Source organism: Klebsiella sp. 141198, assembly GCF_050600785.1.
Classification (GTDB): Bacteria; Pseudomonadota; Gammaproteobacteria; order Enterobacterales; family Enterobacteriaceae; genus Klebsiella; species Klebsiella aerogenes.
This window is the reverse complement of the sequence record NZ_JAQIRM010000003.1, coordinates 732,250-752,057: the sequence shown is the minus strand read 5'-3', so window position 1 is coordinate 752,057 and position 19,808 is coordinate 732,250. Positions and strand designations below refer to the sequence as shown.

22 protein-coding genes and 1 pseudogene are annotated in these 19,808 nt (G+C 54.8%); 18 read left to right on the top strand and 5 right to left on the bottom strand.

The window, feature by feature from the left end; translation table 11 throughout:
• Window positions 1–47 precede the first annotated feature (47 nt).
• Entirely contained in the window at window positions 48–986 is a 939-nt protein-coding gene (locus tag PGR10_RS13545) for a LysR family transcriptional regulator (protein WP_213793432.1), read from the bottom strand.
• Between the two features lie 102 nt (window positions 987–1,088).
• Between PGR10_RS13545 and PGR10_RS13540 the strand changes: the two genes are divergently transcribed.
• From PGR10_RS13540 to PGR10_RS13530, 3 genes are all read left to right on the top strand, one after another.
• Complete coding sequence (locus PGR10_RS13540; RefSeq protein WP_087858673.1) at window positions 1,089–1,694, top strand: FMN-dependent NADH-azoreductase; 606 nt, start codon at window positions 1,089–1,091, stop codon at window positions 1,692–1,694.
• Between the two features lie 78 nt (window positions 1,695–1,772).
• A complete protein-coding gene (locus PGR10_RS13535) occupies window positions 1,773–2,072 on the top strand; it encodes an ArsR/SmtB family transcription factor (protein ID WP_015370089.1) in 300 nt (99 codons plus the stop codon).
• Window positions 2,073–2,081: 9 nt separating this feature from the next.
• Window positions 2,082–2,603 carry a rhodanese family protein gene (locus tag PGR10_RS13530; protein ID WP_430923620.1) on the top strand — a complete coding sequence of 174 codons (522 nt, stop codon included), beginning with the start codon at window positions 2,082–2,084 and terminating at the stop codon, window positions 2,601–2,603.
• Here the strand turns inward: PGR10_RS13530 and lpxO are convergent.
• Window positions 2,600–3,502 carry a lipid A hydroxylase LpxO gene (gene lpxO, locus PGR10_RS13525; protein ID WP_045395192.1) on the bottom strand — a complete coding sequence of 301 codons (903 nt, stop codon included), beginning with the start codon at window positions 3,500–3,502 and terminating at the stop codon, window positions 2,600–2,602. The genes PGR10_RS13530 and lpxO overlap by 4 nt on opposite strands.
• A 208-nt stretch (window positions 3,503–3,710) precedes the next feature.
• Between lpxO and PGR10_RS13520 the strand changes: the two genes are divergently transcribed.
• On the top strand, window positions 3,711–3,890 hold the full coding sequence (locus PGR10_RS13520) for a hypothetical protein (RefSeq protein ID WP_087858676.1): 180 nt from the start codon (window positions 3,711–3,713) through the stop codon (window positions 3,888–3,890).
• Between the two features lie 40 nt (window positions 3,891–3,930).
• On the opposite strand, the gene stpA is transcribed toward PGR10_RS13520, so the two are convergent.
• Window positions 3,931–4,332: a DNA-binding protein StpA gene (gene stpA, locus PGR10_RS13515; RefSeq protein WP_213317215.1), complete on the bottom strand. Its 402-nt coding sequence runs from the start codon at window positions 4,330–4,332 to the stop codon at window positions 3,931–3,933.
• A 703-nt stretch (window positions 4,333–5,035) separates the two neighbouring features.
• Between stpA and alaE the strand changes: the two genes are divergently transcribed.
• Window positions 5,036–5,485 (top strand): L-alanine exporter AlaE, encoded by a 450-nt coding sequence (gene alaE, locus PGR10_RS13510; protein WP_015370082.1) that lies wholly within the window; start codon window positions 5,036–5,038, stop codon window positions 5,483–5,485.
• A 64-nt stretch (window positions 5,486–5,549) separates the two neighbouring features.
• Here alaE and PGR10_RS13505 read toward each other — a convergent pair whose 3' ends face one another.
• Window positions 5,550–5,912 carry a DUF2002 family protein gene (locus PGR10_RS13505; RefSeq protein WP_045361405.1) on the bottom strand — a complete coding sequence of 121 codons (363 nt, stop codon included), beginning with the start codon at window positions 5,910–5,912 and terminating at the stop codon, window positions 5,550–5,552.
• Window positions 5,913–6,061: 149 nt separating this feature from the next.
• Here PGR10_RS13505 and PGR10_RS13500 point away from each other — a divergent pair, with 149 nt between their 5' ends.
• On the top strand, window positions 6,062–6,409 hold the full coding sequence (locus PGR10_RS13500) for a DUF883 family protein (RefSeq protein WP_015370080.1): 348 nt from the start codon (window positions 6,062–6,064) through the stop codon (window positions 6,407–6,409).
• Between the two features lie 76 nt (window positions 6,410–6,485).
• On the opposite strand, the gene PGR10_RS13495 is transcribed toward PGR10_RS13500, so the two are convergent.
• Complete coding sequence (locus PGR10_RS13495) at window positions 6,486–7,844, bottom strand: PLP-dependent aminotransferase family protein (RefSeq protein WP_430923619.1); 1,359 nt, start codon at window positions 7,842–7,844, stop codon at window positions 6,486–6,488.
• A gap of 90 nt (window positions 7,845–7,934) precedes the next feature.
• On the opposite strand from PGR10_RS13495, the gene PGR10_RS13490 reads away from it, so the two are divergent.
• From PGR10_RS13490 to emrB, 12 genes and pseudogenes are all read left to right on the top strand, one after another.
• Window positions 7,935–8,366 (top strand): carboxymuconolactone decarboxylase family protein, encoded by a 432-nt coding sequence (locus PGR10_RS13490; protein WP_213793437.1) that lies wholly within the window; start codon window positions 7,935–7,937, stop codon window positions 8,364–8,366.
• Between the two features lie 183 nt (window positions 8,367–8,549).
• Window positions 8,550–8,795 (top strand): glutaredoxin-like protein NrdH, encoded by a 246-nt coding sequence (nrdH, locus tag PGR10_RS13485; RefSeq protein WP_213793438.1) that lies wholly within the window; start codon window positions 8,550–8,552, stop codon window positions 8,793–8,795.
• Window positions 8,792–9,202, top strand: a complete 411-nt coding sequence (gene nrdI / locus PGR10_RS13480) for a class Ib ribonucleoside-diphosphate reductase assembly flavoprotein NrdI (protein ID WP_015370076.1) — start codon at window positions 8,792–8,794, stop codon at window positions 9,200–9,202. The genes nrdH and nrdI overlap by 4 nt, the downstream gene beginning before the upstream one ends.
• Complete coding sequence (gene nrdE, locus PGR10_RS13475) at window positions 9,175–11,319, top strand: class 1b ribonucleoside-diphosphate reductase subunit alpha (protein WP_430923618.1); 2,145 nt, start codon at window positions 9,175–9,177, stop codon at window positions 11,317–11,319. The genes nrdI and nrdE overlap by 28 nt, the downstream gene beginning before the upstream one ends.
• 10 nt (window positions 11,320–11,329) lie before the next feature.
• Entirely contained in the window at window positions 11,330–12,292 is a 963-nt protein-coding gene (gene nrdF / locus PGR10_RS13470; protein ID WP_430923617.1) for a class 1b ribonucleoside-diphosphate reductase subunit beta, read from the top strand.
• Window positions 12,293–12,637: 345 nt separating this feature from the next.
• On the top strand, window positions 12,638–13,840 hold the full coding sequence (gene proV, locus PGR10_RS13465; RefSeq protein WP_213793440.1) for a glycine betaine/L-proline ABC transporter ATP-binding protein ProV: 1,203 nt from the start codon (window positions 12,638–12,640) through the stop codon (window positions 13,838–13,840).
• Entirely contained in the window at window positions 13,833–14,897 is a 1,065-nt protein-coding gene (gene proW / locus PGR10_RS13460) for a glycine betaine/L-proline ABC transporter permease ProW (protein ID WP_087858680.1), read from the top strand. The genes proV and proW overlap by 8 nt, the downstream gene beginning before the upstream one ends.
• Window positions 14,898–14,911: 14 nt before the next feature.
• Window positions 14,912–15,907 carry a glycine betaine/L-proline ABC transporter substrate-binding protein ProX gene (gene proX, locus PGR10_RS13455; protein WP_087858681.1) on the top strand — a complete coding sequence of 332 codons (996 nt, stop codon included), beginning with the start codon at window positions 14,912–14,914 and terminating at the stop codon, window positions 15,905–15,907.
• Between the two features lie 228 nt (window positions 15,908–16,135).
• Window positions 16,136–16,288: pseudogene (locus tag PGR10_RS13450) on the top strand (hypothetical protein); the annotation flags it as partial.
• 63 nt (window positions 16,289–16,351) lie between these two features.
• Entirely contained in the window at window positions 16,352–16,882 is a 531-nt protein-coding gene (gene mprA / locus PGR10_RS13445) for a transcriptional repressor MprA (protein ID WP_015370069.1), read from the top strand.
• A 131-nt stretch (window positions 16,883–17,013) separates the two neighbouring features.
• Window positions 17,014–18,186: a multidrug efflux MFS transporter periplasmic adaptor subunit EmrA gene (gene emrA / locus PGR10_RS13440; protein ID WP_015370068.1), complete on the top strand. Its 1,173-nt coding sequence runs from the start codon at window positions 17,014–17,016 to the stop codon at window positions 18,184–18,186.
• 15 nt (window positions 18,187–18,201) lie between these two features.
• Complete coding sequence (emrB, locus tag PGR10_RS13435; RefSeq protein WP_045395214.1) at window positions 18,202–19,740, top strand: multidrug efflux MFS transporter permease subunit EmrB; 1,539 nt, start codon at window positions 18,202–18,204, stop codon at window positions 19,738–19,740.
• Window positions 19,741–19,808: the final 68 nt, after the last annotated feature.

Here is a 19,808-nt window from a genome sequence, read left to right as displayed (position 1 = left end):
TCACAGTCATCATGCTGTCATTATCGCCAGAATACCTTAAGCCAGGATTAACCTGGCGCTGAAGAATCCTCCTGGTTTTCTCCACCAGCTAACTGCTGCGGCAGCCGCGCCAGCAGTTCATCTACCACTACGCGAATTTTCTGCGGTACCCATGCCGCTTCCGGCCAAACGGCGCTAATCGCAAAACTGCCGCTGACGGACGACGGCAATATTTGCTGAAGTTCTCCCCGCGCTATCTCGTCTGCCGCCAGCCAATCCGGCAGCCAGGCGATTCCCAGTCCGCTTTTCGCCGCCGCGGCGATGGCGGCGAAATCATCCATTGCCAGCCCGGGCTGCGGGCGGAACGCGAGCGCCGCTCCCTGCGCATCGCGCAGATGCCATTTCTGCATCTGCCCGGCGTAGAGATAGCCAATGGTAAGATGCCCGTGTAGTTCTTCCGGCGCCTGCGGCGCTGGCCGATGTCGTAGATATAACGGCGATGCGCAGAGAATCATGCCATGCTGGCCTAAACGCCGGGCCTTAAGAAAGCTGGAGTCGCTCAAGGTGCCGATCCGTATCGCCATATCGAATCCTTCTTCAAACAGATTGACCTGGCGGTCGCTAAACGACAGCTCGAGCTTAAGCTCAGGATAACGTTGGCTAAGAGGAAACAAGATCGGCGCCACGCAGCGCTGGCCAAACAGCACAGGCAGGCTGATTCGCAGTCGCCCTTGTACCTGGGTTTTTCCACGCTGTATTTCATTTTCCGCATCACGCAGGTTATCCAGCGCCCGGCGGGATTGTAGATAAAAAACCTCGCCTTCTTCGGTCAACGCCTGCCGGCGAGTAGTGCGCTGGAACAACGCGACGCCGAGCCGCTGCTCCAGCCGGGAAATCGTCTTGCCGACGGCGGATCGCGTCACGTTTAGCTTCTCTGCGGCTTGCGCAAAGTTACCGCATTCGACGACGGCGACAAATACCGGGATCGCGTTCAAGTCACTGCGCATTGATTGGTTCCTGAGTGGATACAATTATAAAAAATAATGTCACTACTGGAGAAAAAAAGACAGTGTTACCCTGCGGACCATCAACTTTATGAGGAGTCCGTCATGAGTAACGTATTGATTTTAAAATCCAGCATCAACGGCCCGGCGTCGCTAACTAACCAGCTAATAGATGAATATATGCAGATTCGCCGCGAAGCCGGCCATCAGGACTCGGTTGTCGAACACGATCTGACCACCCTCGCCTTGCCGAAACTCGATGGCGCGCTGTTTGCCGCGCTGCGCGGCGCGCAAGATACGCGCCCGGCGATCCAGCAAGGAGTTGCCCTCTCTGATTCACTCATCGCCGAGTTAAAGGCTAGCGATCTGCTAGTGATCGGCGCACCGATGTATAACCTCAACGTGCCAACCGATCTCAAAAACTGGTTCGATCTGGTGGCGCGAGCGCGGGAAACCTTCCGCTATACCGAGACCTGGCCGCAGGGGCTGGTTGAAGGCGTGCGTGCGGTGGTTATTAGTTCGCGCGGCGGCGTCCATGACGGGCAACCCAGCGATGCGGTCACCCCTTACCTGCGCGCGGTGCTGGGATTGATGGGGATTAGCGACGTCGAATTTATCTATGCTGAAGGGATGGATATTCGCCCGCACGGCCGCGACGCGGGCATCGCCCACGCCCGCCAGCATATCGCCAGGGCTGCTCAGTTGGCGTGAGGTCGATTCTTTATGCGGGCTGGTAAAGGGTCATCTTTTACTTTAGAATAATCTAAATTTAGAAAAGACTAAAATAAAATGACCACAGCACAACAACTGCAGGCTAGCGCCGGGGAAGCCGCTGTCCTGCTGAAAGCGATGAGCAATCCCCACCGATTATTGATTCTATGCATGCTCTGCGAAGCCCCGCGTACAACCGCAGGCGAGCTGGCGCAAATCACCGGCCTGAGCCCTTCAGCCACCTCTCAGCACCTCGCGCGAATGCGTGATGAAGGGCTAATCGACTGCGAACGCGATGCGCAGCGCCTGCGCTATTTCATTACCCATCCCGCCGTTCAGCAGGTCATCGCCACGCTGAAAACCATCTACTGCCCGTAAGGAGTCCTTATGAGTATCGCCACCGTTTCAGCCAGCGAAGCCCAGACGCTAATCGCCCAGGGGGCGCGGCTAATTGATATCCGAGCTGCCGACGAATATGCCCGCGAGCATATTCCGGCGGCGACGCTGCTGCCATTAGAGCAACTGACTCACGGCGCAGCGCTCAATATGCAACCGGGCGACATCATCATTTTTCACTGTCAGGCCGGCTCGCGCACGCAAAATAACGCCAGCCTTCTGGCCGCCGCCGCCGCGCCCGCGCAGGTCAAGCTGCTGGCTGGCGGTATTCAGGCATGGCGGGCGGCGGGATTGCCGATAGTCGAAGATAAATCCCAGCCGCTGCCGCTAATGCGCCAGGTGCAAATCGCCGCAGGCGCGCTGATTTTACTGGGAGTAGTGCTGGGATACGCCATCAACAGCGGCTTTTTCTTGCTGAGTGGTTTCGTTGGCGCGGGGCTCACTTTCGCTGGCCTCACCGGTTTCTGCGGCATGGCGCGCCTGCTGGCGGTCATGCCGTGGAACCGACGTTAAAACGCCTGCCAGATGAGTAGCGCAATGCCGCCAAAAAGTAGCCATTTGACGATGTAGTAAACCGTTTTATTCCATTTTTTCAAACGCTTGCCGACAATGCGGATTTGATAAATGTAGCGGAAGCTGCGGTTAATCCCGCCGGTACGGTCGCCGATATCATTCGGCGCGGCGGCGGCGCTCATTAAATTTCGCCCCAGCCAGTGGTTCACCTTCTGCGCCCAGCGGTAACGCATGGGCCGTTCGATATCGCAAAACAGAATCAGCCGGTTCTCACCGCTGGTATTTTCCGCATAGTGAATATAGGTTTCGTCAAATAGCACACCTTCGCCATCGCGCCAGCTATAGCGTTCGCCGTCCACTTCAATAAAACAGCGATCGTCATTCGGCGTCGCCAGCCCAAGATGGAAACGCAGCGACCCGGCATAAGGATCGCGGTGGCGAGGCAAACGGCTACCATCGGGTAACGTGGCGAACATCGCAGCTTTAACCGAAGGAATACCGCGCAGCAGTTCGGTCGTTTTTGGACACAGCTGGCTGGCGGAGGGATGTGCATCTTCATACCATTTCAGGTAAAACCGTTTCCAACCGGTTTTAAAGAATGAGTTAAATCCGGCATCATTATATTTTTCCGCCGCTTTTATTTGCTCCAGTCGCTGCAGGTTAATCCCCTCTTCACGAATAACCAGCCAGTTCTTTTGTAATATCGCAAGCTCCGGAAACGTTTCAGGACGCAGAAACGGGGTGTTCGGCACACGTGAAAAGAGGTACATAAACCCGTTAAGTGGGGCAGTAAAAGTTGAATGGTCGGAAAGCTGACGCCAGAAACGATAGCGAACTTTTCCGCGATAATGGACGTAGAGCACAGCAATTATAATAATCAGTAAAATGATATACTTCATATTCGCTTATCTGACCATGTTCTGTTTTGAATCATTCCGCGCCAACAGTATAAGTTTCCCTCACCGCAGCGCCACAAAAACCATTAACAAAGATAATACATCTACCCATAAATTGTTTTAACAAAAAGCAGCACGACCATTGAATCCGTCAGCATCGTTGAGCTATCGTTTAGGTTCTTAGTTGTTACCCATGCTCAGGAGAAACACCATGTTTGCAACAGGCGATCTGGTACAACCGCGCGTCGGCGGGCCAAAATTGAAGGTAGTGGAAGTGAATGGCGATAGTCTGATCGTTGTTCAGGCAAGTAACGAACAGGGTGAGAAATTTACTCTGAAAGCGGTTGATGTCACGCCTTATACAGAAGAAGGCGATTTCGGCGTCTGCTAAGTAAAACGGTGGGTTTCCCCACCGTTGAAACAAACGTTGTTTAAATCAGGAAGCTCTCAAGCGATTTCCCTTGCGCGACAGCCATAGCGATCGGCTTCGGCATACGTCCCTGACCAGTCCAGGTTTTTTCTGCGCCGGTATGATCGGTATAACGATATTTAGCCGGGCGCGGCTGACGTTTTTTACTGCTTTTCGCCGGGGCCATTTCATGCAGCGCTAATTCATCAGGTGAAATACCATCAGCAACCATTAATTCCAACCAGGTATTAATTTTTTCCTGATATTCCGCCTGCTGCTGTTGCATCTTCTGCTGCTCTTCACGTTTTTCTTCAGTGACGATCCTGAGTTTTTCCAGCATCTCTTCAAGCACGTCAGTGGAGAATTCACGCGCCATAGCACGCAGTGAGCGAATATTATTCAGTTTTTGTAACATAAAAGACATAAAGATCAAAAATCCCAAATCGAAAAAATAAAACAAGAATTACCTAGGCAGTTTAATATATATGTATATATATTTCCAGCCTTTGATTATTCAAATAAATATGAACAGGTTTGCGCCCATAGACTCACTAAAATTTATTGGCGGTTAATATCGAAATAGAACACAAACTCTGACTAGCGCAGATGAATAATGCATAGCGCGACATAATAATATATTTATAGCCACGTCAGTGAGTTATAAAATCAACGCCCATGCAGGGGAACGCCAATGGCTTTGTGGTAATGAATTAAAATTCATATAATCAGAATAAAACACACACTTTGCATGCAGCAGTAAATGCTGGAAAATCGGCATTTATACGGTAAATAACGCCAATAGTGACCACTATCACATAACGCAATCAGGCATCCGCTTTACCAACCCTACTTCTCCTGCCATGCGTACTCGCCACCTGACAAAACAAAATCATATCTAATTGATATTAAACGATATAATCAATTAAAGGAACAAAAGTAGCGCAAGCTGAGAAAAACGCCAGTTCACAGAGTGTTTTATCGACAAAAAGGCGATAAATAAAAATTTATAGCTAGTTGTCACTTACAACACAGAGATATACTCTACACACATCAAAACAGGCAGCCCAAAACCGCTACACCATGCGCACTTTTCGGCGTTATTGACTTCATTTTCGAGGAGCATACCGATGTTCTCTGCTCAATCCCGCTTGCGTCATGCGGTAGCAGACACCTTTGCAATGGTGGTCTACTGCACCGTTGTCAACATGATGATCGAAATTTTCCTCTCCGGAATGACCTTTGAGCAGTCGTTATCTTCACGACTGGTCGCGATCCCGGTCAACATTATTATTGCAGTGCCTTATGGTTTCTATCGCGACTTCGCCATGCGACAGGCGCGCCGGATCAGCACCTCGGGATGGATGAAAAACATTGCTGATGTCGTCGCGTATGTGACTTTCCAGTCACCGGTGTATGTATTGATTCTGTTGTCGGTAGGCGCGGACTGGCATCAAATTGCCGCCGCGGTCAGTTCAAACATTCTGGTATCAATGATGATGGGCGCAGTGTACGGCTACTTTCTCGACTTCTGCCGTCGCCTGTTCCGCGTCAGCCCTTATCAGCAAGCTAAAGCCTGATCCCCCTCTTTCGGCGACTGGTCGCTGCCAGTCGCCTACTTCAAAGCAGCCCGCATTAGACTATTCAGCCGTGAGACATCTGCGGCTGCGCTTCGCCAAACAGCCCATTCAGAAAACGCTCAAGCGCCATCCGCGAACTAAAACCATGTGGAATGCCGTAATGCTGCTGCGCATCCCCCGCCAAATAGAGCGGAAACTGTTCATAATGGTCGCAAGTTTTAATCTCGCTGGCAGGTTCAGCCAGTGAATTACTGAGCTCTTTAAGCGCCGGATGAATAACTAAAGCGGTACGCCCCATGCGCGCTTCGCGGTTCACATATACATAATTATCGCCACGGCGATATCCATACGCTTTTTGTGTCACAACATCCATGGTGAAGCCGGCTTTTTCAAGAACACGCGCCACCTCATCGGGTCTTAAATACATACTGATTCCTCGTTATCTTTTACCGCACATTTACCTTACCTTATTCACGAATAGCAGCGCTTTCAGAAAATTCCATAAACTCCCGCAAAAGCATAATGCAAAATCATGTCCTACACTTAATCACTCGAATGGAACAAAGGGAGAAACCAATGGCTAACCGTGTGAACCGCAACGACATTGATGAAAGCGCCGAGGATATTCATAACGAAGTCAGCCAATTAGCGGATACGCTGGAAGAAGTGCTGAAATCATGGGGTAGCGATGCGAAAGATGAAGCTGAGAACGCGCGTAAAAAAGCGCAGTCGCTGCTGAAAGAGACGCGCGCCCGCCTGAACGGCAATACCCGCCTGCGCCAGGCAGCCTATGATACCGTTGAACGAGCCCGCGATGCCGCCGGCTGCGCCGACAGCTACGTGCGTGATAAACCCTGGCAGAGCGTTGGCGCCGCCGCCGCCGTTGGGGTGTTTATTGGCGTTTTGCTTAATTTGCGTCGATAATAGTATCGATAGACTACATGTGAAGATAACAAATACGCGTCTAACCCTGCGTCCCAATGGTGCGCAGGGTTTTTTATTATTCCACGCTGGCCAGCGCTTGTTTAAGTTCGCCTACGACTTCACGTGCCATCACCGCCGACGTGATATTCGTAAAACTCATCAATAGCCCGCCCTCACCACGGCTAAGCATGCGCCAGTCGCTCAACGCCTGCACCGCCAGCCCGGCATGTTGGCAGCGGCGGGCCTGCTCGCGATCGTCCCCCTTTACCGCCATCACCAGTTGAATCCCGCCGGACTGCGGTACCACCTGAAAACCCTGCGCCTGCAGCGCCGACTCCAGCCACTGCCTGCGCAACGCGTAGCTGGCGCGCATTTTTTTTAGATGACGCCAGAAATGCCCGTCATTGATGAAGTCCGCTAACGTCTGCTGCCATAAGGTCGGTACATTACAATGGCTCAATTCGGCCTGACGGCGAAACCGCGCCGCCAACGGCAGCGGAACCACCAGCCAGGCAGTGCGCAGCGCGGGAAACATCGATTTACTAAATGACCCGGCGTACAGTACCCGCTGCGGCGCATCAAGGCTTTTCAGCGGCGGTAGCGGCTTCCCCTGATAGCGAAATTCACTGTCGTAATCATCTTCAATAATCCAGCTATCGCGCTGCGCCGCCCACTGTAATACCTGTCGACGTCTCTCCAGCGATAGGGCCACGCCGAGCGGGCTTTGATGCGCTGGAGTTAACAGCGCAAAGCGCGCCTGAGGATAGTGTGCCTGCGCCCAGTCGATATTCATTCCCTGTTGGTCAACCGGTACCGGATCGATATTGACCCCCGCCGCGCTAACCACCGGGCGAATGAACGGATATCCCGGATCCTCCATCCACATATGCTGCCCCGGCTGCGCAAGGGTACGCAAAATCAACGCCATCGAGGCCGCATAGTTGCCGCTAATCACAACCTGCTCCGGCTGGCACTCGATGCTGCGCGACAGGCGTAAATAGTCGACAATCGCCTGACGGAGAACCGGTTCGCCGCAGGGATCGCCGGGCGCGAGGTCGAAGCGCGATTGCGTCCGTAGCCGCCGCCCCATCACCCGCGCCCACAGCCCGCGCGGGAAAAGATCCAGTGCCGGCAACCCCATTTGAAAAGGCTGCGGCGCTACGGATCCCCGGCCCGTCGCCGGTCGCTGAGCCGTGACCTGCCGCGGGCTCAGCCGCTCGCTGACAAAGGTGCCCGCCTGGCCGCGGCGCTCCAGCCAGCCCTGGGCCACCAGCTCGCCCCAGGCATTTTCAATCGTCGCCCGCGATACGCCAAGCTCCTGCGCATAAACTCTGCTCGCGGGCAGACGGCTTCCCGGCGCCAGCTCGCCATTCTCAATCGCTGATTTCAGCTGGCGGGCGATACGCTGGTAGTACGGCACTTTTTTGGCTTCCATTATGGTCTGCTTTTTTCATCACAATATGGCTATCTAATGCAGTCCATTATAGTGCTATTTTGCCCGGGTCTTAGAGAGGAGAACTGCAAGATGACCACATTACGTCAGCCGTATAGCGAACTGAGCCCGGAAGTCTATAAGGGGTTGGTTCAGGCCAGCATAGCGCTGGAAAAAAGCGAATTGGGCAGCACGATGGTGGAGCTGGTCTATTTGCGGGTGTCGCAAATTAACGGCTGCGCTTTTTGCCTTGAGATGCACAGCAAAGCGTTACGCAAAGCCGGCGTTGATCAGAGCAAACTGGATGCGCTGGCAGGCTGGCGCGTAAGCGCCCACTTCAGCGCCGCGGAACGCGCGGCCCTCGCATGGGCGGAATCGGTAACCGATATCGCAACCAGCCACGCCGAAGATGAGGTGTACCTGCCTTTAGAAGAGCATTTTACCCCCCGCCAGATTAGCGATTTAACCTTCGCCATCAGCCTGATGAACGCCTTCAACCGACTTGCGGTCGCGATGCGGATGTAATTTTCGGGTATCGACTTCCCTCCCCCGCCAGGCTAGTCGGTGGGGGATAACTTATCGAAAAACTCTATATATTGCGTGGTTGAAGTTTTAAATAACTACATCTAGTATTTCCTGAACAGTAAGCCCATAACGTTCGGCACGATGTTTTACGCCGTCTTGTTATCTTAAATGGAAATACGAATCATGCGCATTATTATTTACACTCGAAATGACTGCGTGCAATGCCATGCCACCAAACGCGCGATGGAGAGCCGCGGTTTCGCCTTCGATATGGTCAACATCGACCAACACCCTGAAGCCATCGACATGCTGCGCAAGCAGGGATTCCAGCAATTACCGGTGGTGATGGCCGGGGAAACCCGCTGGTCCGGCTTCCGCCCGGATATGATTAATCGCCTGCGTCCCACCGCGGCTACGGCCAGCCTATGAGCCTCATCGTCTACTTCTCCAGCAGCTCTGAAAATACGCATCGCTTTGTGCAGCGTCTGGCGCTGCCGGCCGTGCGCATTCCGCTCAACGAGCGCGAGCGAATTCAGGTAGACGAACCCTATATTCTCATCGTCCCCAGCTACGGCGGCGGCGGAACGGCAGGCGCCGTGCCGCGCCAGGCGATCCGCTTTTTAAACGACCCGCATAATCGCCGGCTGATTCGCGGCGTCATCGCCGCCGGTAACCGTAACTTCGGCGAGGCCTATGGCCGGGCGGGAGAGGTCATCGCGCAGAAATGCGGCGTGCCGTATCTGTATCGTTTTGAGCTGATGGGTACCCAGCAAGATGTCGACAACGTGCGTAAAGGAGTAAGCGAATTTTGGCAACGACAACCGCAGAACGTGTAACCGCCGGGGCGTCTGATTTCCACGCCCTCAATGCGATGCTGAACTTATACGACAGCAATGGCCGCATTCCCCTGGAAAAGGACCAACAGGCGGTCGAAGCATTTATCCATAGCCACGTGCGCCCCAACAGCGTACCGTTCGCCGGGCTGGAGGAGAAACTGCAATGGCTGAGCGACGAAGGTTATTACGATCCGGCAGTGCTGGCCCGCTATGAGCGACGTTTCGTACTGGCCCTCTTCGCCCACGCGCATCAACACGGTTTTCGCTTCCGTACTTTCCTCGGCGCGTGGAAGTTCTACACCAGCTATGCCTTACGTACTTTCGACGGCAAACGCTACCTGGAGCATTTCGCCGACCGCGCCTGCATGGTGGCGCTAACCCTGGCCCAGGGTGATGAAACCCTGGCGCGACAGCTGGCCGATGAGATCCTCTCCGGGCGCTTTCAGCCAGCGACGCCGACCTTCCTCAACGCCGGTAAACAGCAGCGCGGCGAACTGGTCTCCTGCTTTCTGCTGCGTATCGAAGATAATATGGAGTCTATCGGCCGGGCGGTGAACTCCGCCCTGCAGCTGTCGAAACGCGGCGGCGGCGTGGCGTTCCTGCTCTCCAACCTACGCGAAGCGGGCGCGCCGATTAAACGTATCGAAAACCAATCCTCCGGGGTGGTGCCGGTGATGAAAATGCTGGAAGACGCCTTCTCTTACGCCAACCAACTGGGAGCGCGTCAGGGAGCCGGCGCGGTTTACCTTCACGCCCATCACCCCGATATTTTGCGCTTCCTCGATACCAAGCGGGAAAACGCGGATGAAAAGATCCGCATTAAAACCCTGTCGCTGGGGGTAGTCATTCCGGATATCACCTTCCAGCTGGCGAAAGAAGACGCGCAGATGGCGCTGTTCTCTCCCTATGACGTTGAGCGACTGTACGGCAAAGCCTTTGGCGATATCGCGGTCAGCGAGATGTATGCGCAACTGCTCGCCGACGACCGCGTTCGCAAACGCTGGATCCGCGCCCGCGATCTGTTCCAGCGGCTGGCGGAAATTCAGTTTGAATCCGGCTATCCGTACATCATGTTCGAGGATACGGTGAACCGCGCCAACCCGATTGCCGGGCGCATTAATATGAGCAACCTGTGCTCGGAGATCCTGCAGGTCAACAGCGCCTCCACCTTTGACGAAAATCTCGATTACGCCACCGTTGGCGAGGACATTTCCTGCAATCTCGGCTCGCTGAATATCGCCCACGCTATGGATTCGCCGGACTTCGCCCGCACCGTCGAAGTAGCGGTCCGCGGCCTGACGGCGGTCTCCGATATGAGCGATATCCGCTCGGTACCCTCGGTGGCGGCGGGTAACGCCGCATCGCACGCCATCGGCCTTGGACAGATGAACCTGCACGGCTATCTGGCCCGTGAGGGGATCGCCTACGGCAGCCCCGAAGGGCTGGACTTCACTAATCTCTACTTCTACACCGTCACCTGGCACGCCTTGCGCACCTCTATGGCGATGGCGCGCGAGCGCGGCGTGCGTTTTGCCGGGTTTGAGCAGTCGCGTTACGCTAGCGGCGACTATTTCCAGCAGTATTTGCAGGGTGACTGGCAGCCGAAAACCGCCAGGGTACGCGAACTGTTCGCCTGCGCGGGCATTACCCTGCCCGATCGTGAGATGTGGCGACAGCTACGCGACGACGTGATGCGCTACGGCATTTATAACCGCAATTTGCAGGCGATCCCGCCGACCGGTTCGATCTCTTATATCAACCATGCCACCTCCAGCATTCATCCGATTGTGGCGAAAATCGAGATCCGCAAAGAGGGAAAAACCGGCCGCGTGTACTATCCGGCGCCGTTTATGACCAACGACAATCTGGCGCTGTATCAGGATGCCTGGGAAATTGGCCCGCAGAAAATTATCGATACCTATGCCGAAGCCACGCGACATGTCGATCAAGGGCTGTCGCTGACGCTGTTCTTCCCTGATACCGCCACCACCCGCGATATCAATAAAGCGCAAATTTACGCGTGGAAGAAAGGTATCAAGACGCTGTATTACATTCGCCTGCGCCAGCTGGCGCTGGAAGGTACCGAAATCGAAGGCTGCGTGTCCTGCGCGCTGTAAGGAGAACAGGATGACCCATTTATCGCGCATCAGCGCCATTAACTGGAACAAAATCGAGGATGACAAAGACCTCGAGGTGTGGAACCGCCTGACCAGCAACTTCTGGTTGCCGGAGAAGGTGCCGCTGTCCAACGACATTCCACACTGGCAGGCTCTGACGGCTCAGGAGCAGCAGTTGACCATCCGCGTCTTTACCGGGCTGACGCTGCTCGACACCATCCAGAATACCGTCGGCGCCCCGGCGTTGATGACCGACGCCCTCACTCCACATGAAGAGGCTGTGCTGTCGAACATCAGCTTTATGGAAGCGGTGCATGCTCGCTCCTATAGTTCGATATTCTCGACCCTGTGCCAGAGCAAGGATGTCGATGCCGCCTACGCCTGGAGCGAGGAGAATGCTCCCCTACAGCGCAAAGCGCAGTTGATGCTCAATTACTACCAGGCCGATGAGCCGCTGAAGAAAAAAATCGCCAGCGTGTTCCTCGAATCTTTTCTTTTCTATTCAGGGTTCTGGCTGCCGATGCACTTTTCCAGCCGCGGCAAGCTGACCAATACCGCCGATTTAATCCGTCTGATTATTCGCGACGAAGCAGTACACGGTTATTATATTGGCTATAAATATCAAAAAGGGCTGGAAATCGTCAGCGCCGCTAAGCGCGAAGAGCTAAAAAATTTCGCCTTTGATCTGCTGATGGATCTGTACGATAACGAACTGGCCTATACCCGCGAATTGTATGCCGACAGCCCGTGGCTTGACGACGTCAACGCTTTCCTCTGTTACAACGCCAATAAGGCATTGATGAACCTTGGCTATGAGGCGTTATTCCCGGCGGAAATGGCCGCCGTAAACCCGGCAATTCTTGCGGCGCTGTCGCCAAACGCCGATGAAAACCACGACTTTTTCTCCGGCTCCGGTTCTTCTTACGTCATGGGTAAAACAGAAGCGACCGCCGACGACGATTGGGACTTTTAACCTCGCAATCGCTGGGGAATATATCAACATATTCTCCAGTGATCTATTTCACATTATTCTTTATTATCACACAAATAATCCACTGGCCATTCCCTCGTCATATTTCCTTCATTTAAGCCAATTTCCCCATTCATTATTCATGCATAATCAAAAAATATCACCAGCCGTATATGATGGCTCAGCCCTTATATCATGGGCAATTCAGCCAGAGTTCCCCATTCAGATTTTGGCTAGCTATTCACATCGAGGGTTGTCACAGAATCTCAGTATGTTAGGGTGTAAACAGGTAATAATCTTCACCAGGTACGATATCGATATAATTAAAGACAGGAAATTATTTATTGCATGGCAATTAAATTAGAAATCAAGAATCTCTATAAGATATTTGGCGAGCACCCGCAACGCGCGTTCAAATATATTGAAAAAGGACTTAGCAAAGAGCAAATACTGGAAAAAACGGGGCTATCGCTTGGCGTTAAAGACGCCAGTCTGGCCATTGAAGAAGGCGAGATATTCGTCATCATGGGACTTTCCGGTTCAGGGAAATCCACCATGGTTCGCCTTCTCAATCGCCTGATTGAACCCACCCGCGGACAGGTGCTGATTGACGGCGTCGATATCGCCAAAATCTCAGATGCCGAGCTTCGCGAGGTGCGCAGGAAAAAGATTGCGATGGTGTTCCAGTCATTCGCCCTGATGCCGCATATGAACGTGTTGGATAACACCGCGTTCGGTATGGAACTAGCCGGCGTCTCCTCCGAAGAGCGCCAGCAGAAAGCACTGGATGCGCTACGTCAGGTGGGACTGGAAAATTACGCTCACGCCTATCCCGACGAACTTTCCGGCGGGATGCGCCAGCGCGTCGGCTTAGCCCGCGCATTAGCGATCAATCCCGATATTCTGCTCATGGATGAGGCCTTCTCAGCGCTTGATCCGTTAATTCGTACCGAAATGCAGGATGAGCTCACCAAATTACAGGCGAAGCATCAACGTACCATCGTTTTTATTTCCCACGACCTTGATGAAGCTATGCGTATTGGCGATCGTATTGCCATTATGCAAAATGGCGAAGTGGTGCAAATTGGCACCCCTGACGAAATTCTAAATAACCCGGCGAATGATTACGTTCGTACTTTCTTCCGCGGCGTCGATATTAGCCAGGTATTTAGCGCTAAGGATATTGCCCGCCGTAGCCCGGTTGGCCTGATTCGTAAAACCCCCGGTTTCGGCCCGCGTTCAGCGCTGAAATTATTGCAGGATGAGGACCGTGAATATGGCTACGTCATTGAACGCGGTAATAAGTTTGTCGGTATTGTCTCCATCGACTCTCTGAAAAGCGCGCTGAGCGAAAATCAGGGGCTCGATGCGGCGTTAATTGACTCCCCGCAGGCGGTGGAGGCACAAACGCCGCTCAGCGACCTGCTCTCCCACGTCGGCCAGGCGCCCTGCGCCGTCCCGGTGGTGGATGAAGGGCACCAGTATCTCGGCATTATTTCAAAACGCATGCTGCTACAGGCTTTAGATCGCGAGGGGGCAAACAATGGCTGATCAATCTAACCCATGGGATACCGCTGCGCCAGCGGATAACGCGGCGCAGTCCGCCGACGCCTGGGGAAACCCAACACCCGCGCCCGCTGACGGCGGCGGCGCCGACTGGCTTAACAGCGCGCCTGCGCCGCAGCCAGAACATTTCAATATTATGGACCCGTTCCATAAAACGCTGATCCCGCTCGATAGCTGGGTCACCCACGCCATCGACTGGATCGTGCTGCACTTCCGTCCGCTGTTCCAGGGGATCCGCGTGCCGGTGGATTATATTCTCAGCGCCTTCCAGCAGTTGTTGCTGGGAATGCCGGCGCCGGTGGCGATTATTCTCTTCGCGCTGATCGCCTGGCAGATCTCCAGCGTCGGCATGGGCATAGCCACTCTGGTCTCGCTGGTAGCCATCGGCGCTATCGGCGCATGGTCGCAGGCGATGGTCACCCTGGCGCTGGTGCTTACCGCGCTGCTATTCTGCATGATAATCGGCCTGCCGCTGGGGATCTGGCTGGCGCGTAGCCCGCGAGCGGCGAAAATCATCCGCCCGTTACTTGACGCGATGCAGACCACGCCGGCGTTCGTCTACCTGGTGCCGATCGTCATGCTGTTCGGTATCGGCAACGTTCCGGGCGTGGTGGTGACCATTATCTTCGCCCTGCCGCCAATTGTCCGCCTGACGATCCTTGGGATTAACCAGGTGCCGGCAGACCTCATTGAGGCCTCACGCTCCTTCGGCGCCAGCCCGCGCCAGCTGCTGTTTAAAGTCCAGCTGCCGCTGGCGATGCCGACCATCATGGCCGGCGTCAACCAGACGCTGATGCTGGCCCTGTCGATGGTCGTTATTGCCTCGATGATCGCCGTCGGCGGCCTCGGTCAAATGGTGCTGCGCGGTATTGGCCGCCTGGATATGGGGCTGGCGAGCGTCGGCGGGGTCGGGATCGTTATCCTCGCGATAATCCTTGACCGCCTGACGCAGGCCGTCGGCCGCGATTCCCGCAGCCGCGGTAACCGCCGCTGGTACACCACCGGACCTCTGGGGCTGATTACCCGCCCTTTCTGTAAATAAGAGAAGGAATAACGATGCGACATACTACACTCCTTGCCACAGCGTTTACCGCCCTCGTCACGACCAGCGCGTTTGCTGCCGAGCTGCCGGGTAAAGGCATCACCGTGAAACCGGCGCAGAGTACCATTTCAGAAGAAACTTTCCAGACGCTGCTGGTCAGCCGCGCGCTGGAAAAACTGGGCTATACCGTCGAAAAGCCGAGCGAAGTCGACTATAACGTCGCCTATACCTCCATCGCCTCTGGCGATGCCACCTTTATTGCCACCAACTGGCAACCGCTGCACGATGATATGTACGCGGCGGCGGGCGGCGATAAAAAATTCTACCGTGAAGGAACCTTCGTCACCGGCGCGGCGCAGGGCTATCTGATCGACAAGAAAACCGCCGAGCAGTACCACATTAAGTCCATCGACCAGTTGAAAGATCCGAAGATCGCCAAACTGTTTGATACCAATGGCGATGGCAAAGCCGATCTCACCGGCTGTACCCCCGGCTGGGGCTGCGAAGCGGTCATCAACCATCAGATTGATGCCTATGGGTTGAACAATAAAGTGGTCCATAACCAGGGCAACTACGCAGCGATGATGGCCGATACCATCGCCCGTTATAAAGAAGGCAAACCGGTTCTTTATTATACCTGGACGCCGTACTGGGTCAGCGACGTGCTGAAACCGGGTAAAGATGTGGTCTGGCTGCAGGTGCCGTTCTCCTCTCTGCCGGGAGAACAGAAAGATATCGACACCAAGCTGCCGAACGGCGTCAACTATGGCTTCCCGGTGAACACCATGCACATCGTCGCCAACAAAGCCTGGGCTGAGAAGAACCCGGCGGCGGCGAAGCTATTTAGCCTGATGAAGCTGCCGATTGCCGATATCAACGCCGAAAACGCGATGATGCATGCCGGCCATGCCTCAGAAGCCGACATCAACGGCCACGTTGATGGTTGGATTAAAGCCCACCAGCAGCTGTTCGACGGCTGGGTGAAAGAAGCGCTGGCGGCGCAAAAGTAATTTCTCCCCTCTCCCCACGGCGTTTACCGTCGTGGGGACCGCCCTTCCCCAGAACCAATACGAAACAGATATGCCTAAAAAGGGATTTTCTGATTTCTCATTTTAGCGATTGTGAAGCCATCACGCCGTCTGCTAAGGTGAATAACTCTTTCCAGGCGTAATTTTCACCAGCGTTATCAATAAGTCACCAATATGGAAACTCCTGCTCCCTGACGTCAGCCCCCGTGACTACCAACACGGGTAGGTTTCGTCGCGTTCAGGTTGAGCTTACAGGTGGCGAACAGCATTATTATCCCTACGCAACTCAGCGCTTTAGCCTATGGTTTGGCATGGAAAATCGGCGACTCGCCGGAGATTTTAAGTATTAATAGTGACCGATAATTCATTTGCTTTATTTGTCACAATAGTTATTATATCGGCTGTAATTAATGAGGTTATACCCAAATGGATAGTTCGTTTACTCCCATTGAGCAGATGCTCAAATTCCGCGCCAGCCGCCATGAAGATTTCCCTTTCCAGGAGATTCTCCTCACCCGTCTCTGTATGCACATGCAGGGTAAGCTGCTGGAAAACCGTAACAAAATGCTGAAAGCGCAAGGGATTAACGAGACATTATTTATGGCGCTGATAACGCTTGAGTCTCAGGAAAATCACAGCATTCAACCTTCCGAGCTGAGCTGCGCGCTGGGTTCGTCACGCACTAATGCCACCCGCATTGCCGACGAACTGGAAAAACGCGGCTGGATCGAGCGCCGTGAAAGCGACAACGATCGTCGCTGCCTGCATCTGCAGCTAACCGACAAAGGTCATCAATTCTTGCGCGAGGTATTACCTCCGCAGCACAACTGCCTGCACCAGCTGTGGTCTTCTTTGAGCACTGCGGAAAAAGACCAGCTGGAGCACATCACCCGCAAACTGCTTGGCCGCCTCGACCAAATGGAAGAAGACGGCGCGCTGGCGGGATCCCTGCGCTAAGCACGGAGCCGCACAACATTTTGAGTTGCAAGGAACACGGTCAGGCCAGCAGATCTTCTGCTGGCCTTTCTGGTAAACAGGTCGGCTCAGCCGATGTGAAATAATAAGAATGTAAAATTGTGGAGAATCAGATGAGCGAAAATGCGGCGAGCCAAACTCCGCAGCAATCAGGCAGCAAGAAAGGGAAACGCAAAGGCGCCCTTCTGCTCCTGACCTTGCTCTTTGTTATTGTGGCCGTAGCCTACGGCATTTATTGGTTTTTAGTCCTGCGTCATTATGAAGAGACCGATGACGCTTATGTGGCAGGGAACCAGGTACAGATCATGGCGCAGGTTTCTGGTAGCGTCACCAAGGTCTGGGCCGACAACACCGACTTTGTGCAACAAGGCGATCCGCTGGTTACTCTCGACCAGACCGACGCCCAACAGGCGTTTGAAAAAGCCAAAACCCAGCTGGCGGCAAGCGTGCGTCAGACTCGCCAGCAGATGATTAACAGCAAGCAGCTGCAGGCGAATATTGACGTCAAAAAAACCGCCCTCGCCCAGGCGCAGGCAGACCTTAATCGCCGTATCCCGCTGGGCGCCGCGAACCTGATTGGCCGCGAAGAGCTGCAGCACGCTCGTGACACCGTCGCCAGCGCCCAGGCCGAACTCGACGTCGCTATTCAGCAGTACAACGCCAACCAGGCGATCGTACTGGGCACCAAACTGGAACAGCAGCCTGCGGTGCTGCAGGCGGCGACCGAAGTCCGCAACGCCTGGCTGGCGCTGCAGCGTACGCAAATCGTCAGCCCGATTAGCGGCTACGTTTCCCGCCGCTCGGTGCAGCCTGGCGCGCAGATTGGCACCACTACCCCGCTGATGGCGGTGGTTCCGGCCACCAACCTGTGGGTTGACGCCAACTTTAAAGAGACCCAGCTTGCCCATATGCGTATCGGCCAGCCGGCGACCATCGTCAGCGATATCTACGGCGATGACGTGAAGTACACCGGTAAAGTGGTCGGCCTGGATATGGGTACCGGCAGCGCCTTCTCCCTGCTGCCGGCGCAAAACGCCACCGGTAACTGGATCAAAGTCGTCCAGCGTCTGCCGGTTCGTATCGAAATAGATGCTAAACAGCTGGCGCAACATCCGCTGCGCATCGGCCTGTCGACGCTGGTTGAAGTAGACACCAGCAATCGCGAAGGCGAGATGCTGGCAAGCCAGGTACGTAGCTCGCCGGTCTATGAAAGTAATGCCCGTGAAATCGGCCTTGAGCCGGTAAATAAACTGATCGACGGTATCATCCAGGCCAACGCCGGATAATTCGGGGTGAGCGTAATGCAACAGCAAAAACCGCTCGAAGGCGCGCAACTGGTCATTATGACCATTGCGCTGTCGCTGGCGACTTTCATGCAGGTGCTGGACTCCACTATCGCCAACGTGGCTATTCCGACCATTGCCGGTAACCTTGGCTCGTCGCTAAGTCAGGGGACCTGGGTCATCACCTCGTTTGGGGTGGCGAACGCTATCTCCATCCCAATTACCGGCTGGCTGGCTAAGCGCGTCGGCGAAGTGAAACTCTTCGTCTGGTCGACGGTGGCATTCGCCATCGCCTCCTGGGCCTGCGGGGTGTCAAATAGCCTGACGATGCTGATTTTCTTCCGCGTGATTCAGGGGATCGTCGCCGGTCCGCTGATCCCGCTATCGCAGAGTCTGCTGCTCAGCAACTACCCGCCAGCGAAGCGCTCAATCGCGCTGGCGCTGTGGTCGATGACGGTCATCGTCGCGCCGATTTGCGGCCCGATTCTCGGCGGCTATATCAGCGATAACTACCACTGGGGCTGGATCTTCTTCATCAACGTGCCGATTGGCGTGGCGGTGGTTCTCATGACGCTGCAGACCCTGCGCGGCCGTGAAACCCGCACCGAGCAGCGGCGTATCGACGGTGTCGGGCTGGCGTTGCTGATTATCGGGATCGGTAGCCTGCAGGTGATGCTCGACCGCGGTAAAGAGCTCGACTGGTTCGCTTCCAACGAGATTATCATCCTGACCATCGTGGCGGTGGTGGCGATAAGTTTCCTTATCGTCTGGGAGCTGACCGACGATAACCCGATAGTCGACCTGTCGCTGTTTAAGTCGCGTAACTTTACCATCGGCTGTTTGTGTATCAGCCTGGCCTATATGCTCTACTTCGGCGCCATTGTATTGCTGCCGCAGCTTCTGCAGGAGGTATACGGCTACACCGCCACCTGGGCCGGTTTGGCTTCGGCGCCGGTCGGGGTGATCCCGGTCATTCTGTCGCCGATTATCGGCCGCTTTGCCCATAAGCTCGATATGCGGCGGCTGGTGACCTTCAGCTTTATTATGTATGCGGTGTGCTTCTACTGGCGCGCGTGGACCTTTGAACCGGGAATGGACTTTGGCGCATCGGCCTGGCCGCAGTTTATCCAGGGCTTTGCGGTGGCCTGTTTCTTCATGCCGCTGACCACCATCACCCTCTCTGGCCTGCCGCCGGAGCGGCTGGCGGCGGCGTCGAGCTTGTCGAACTTTACGCGAACCCTTGCCGGCTCCATCGGTACCTCAATTACCACCACCATGTGGACCAACCGCGAGGCGCTGCACCATGCGCAGCTCACCGAGTCGGTGACGCCGTTCAACCCCAACGCCCAGCAGATGTACGATCAACTACAGGGCATGGGAATGACCCAGCAGCAGGCTTCCGGCTGGATTGCCCAGCAGATAACCAACCAGGGGTTGATTATCTCCGCCAACGAAATCTTCTGGGTCTCGGCGGGGATCTTTATCCTGCTGCTAAGCCTGGTCTGGTTCGCCAGACCGCCGTTCAGCGCCGGCGGCGGTGGCGGAGGCGCGCACTAAGTATCAACAAAAGGGACCTGCGGGTCCCTTTTTTATTGCCCCGACTTTGTCCATTTCGCGCTAGCTTC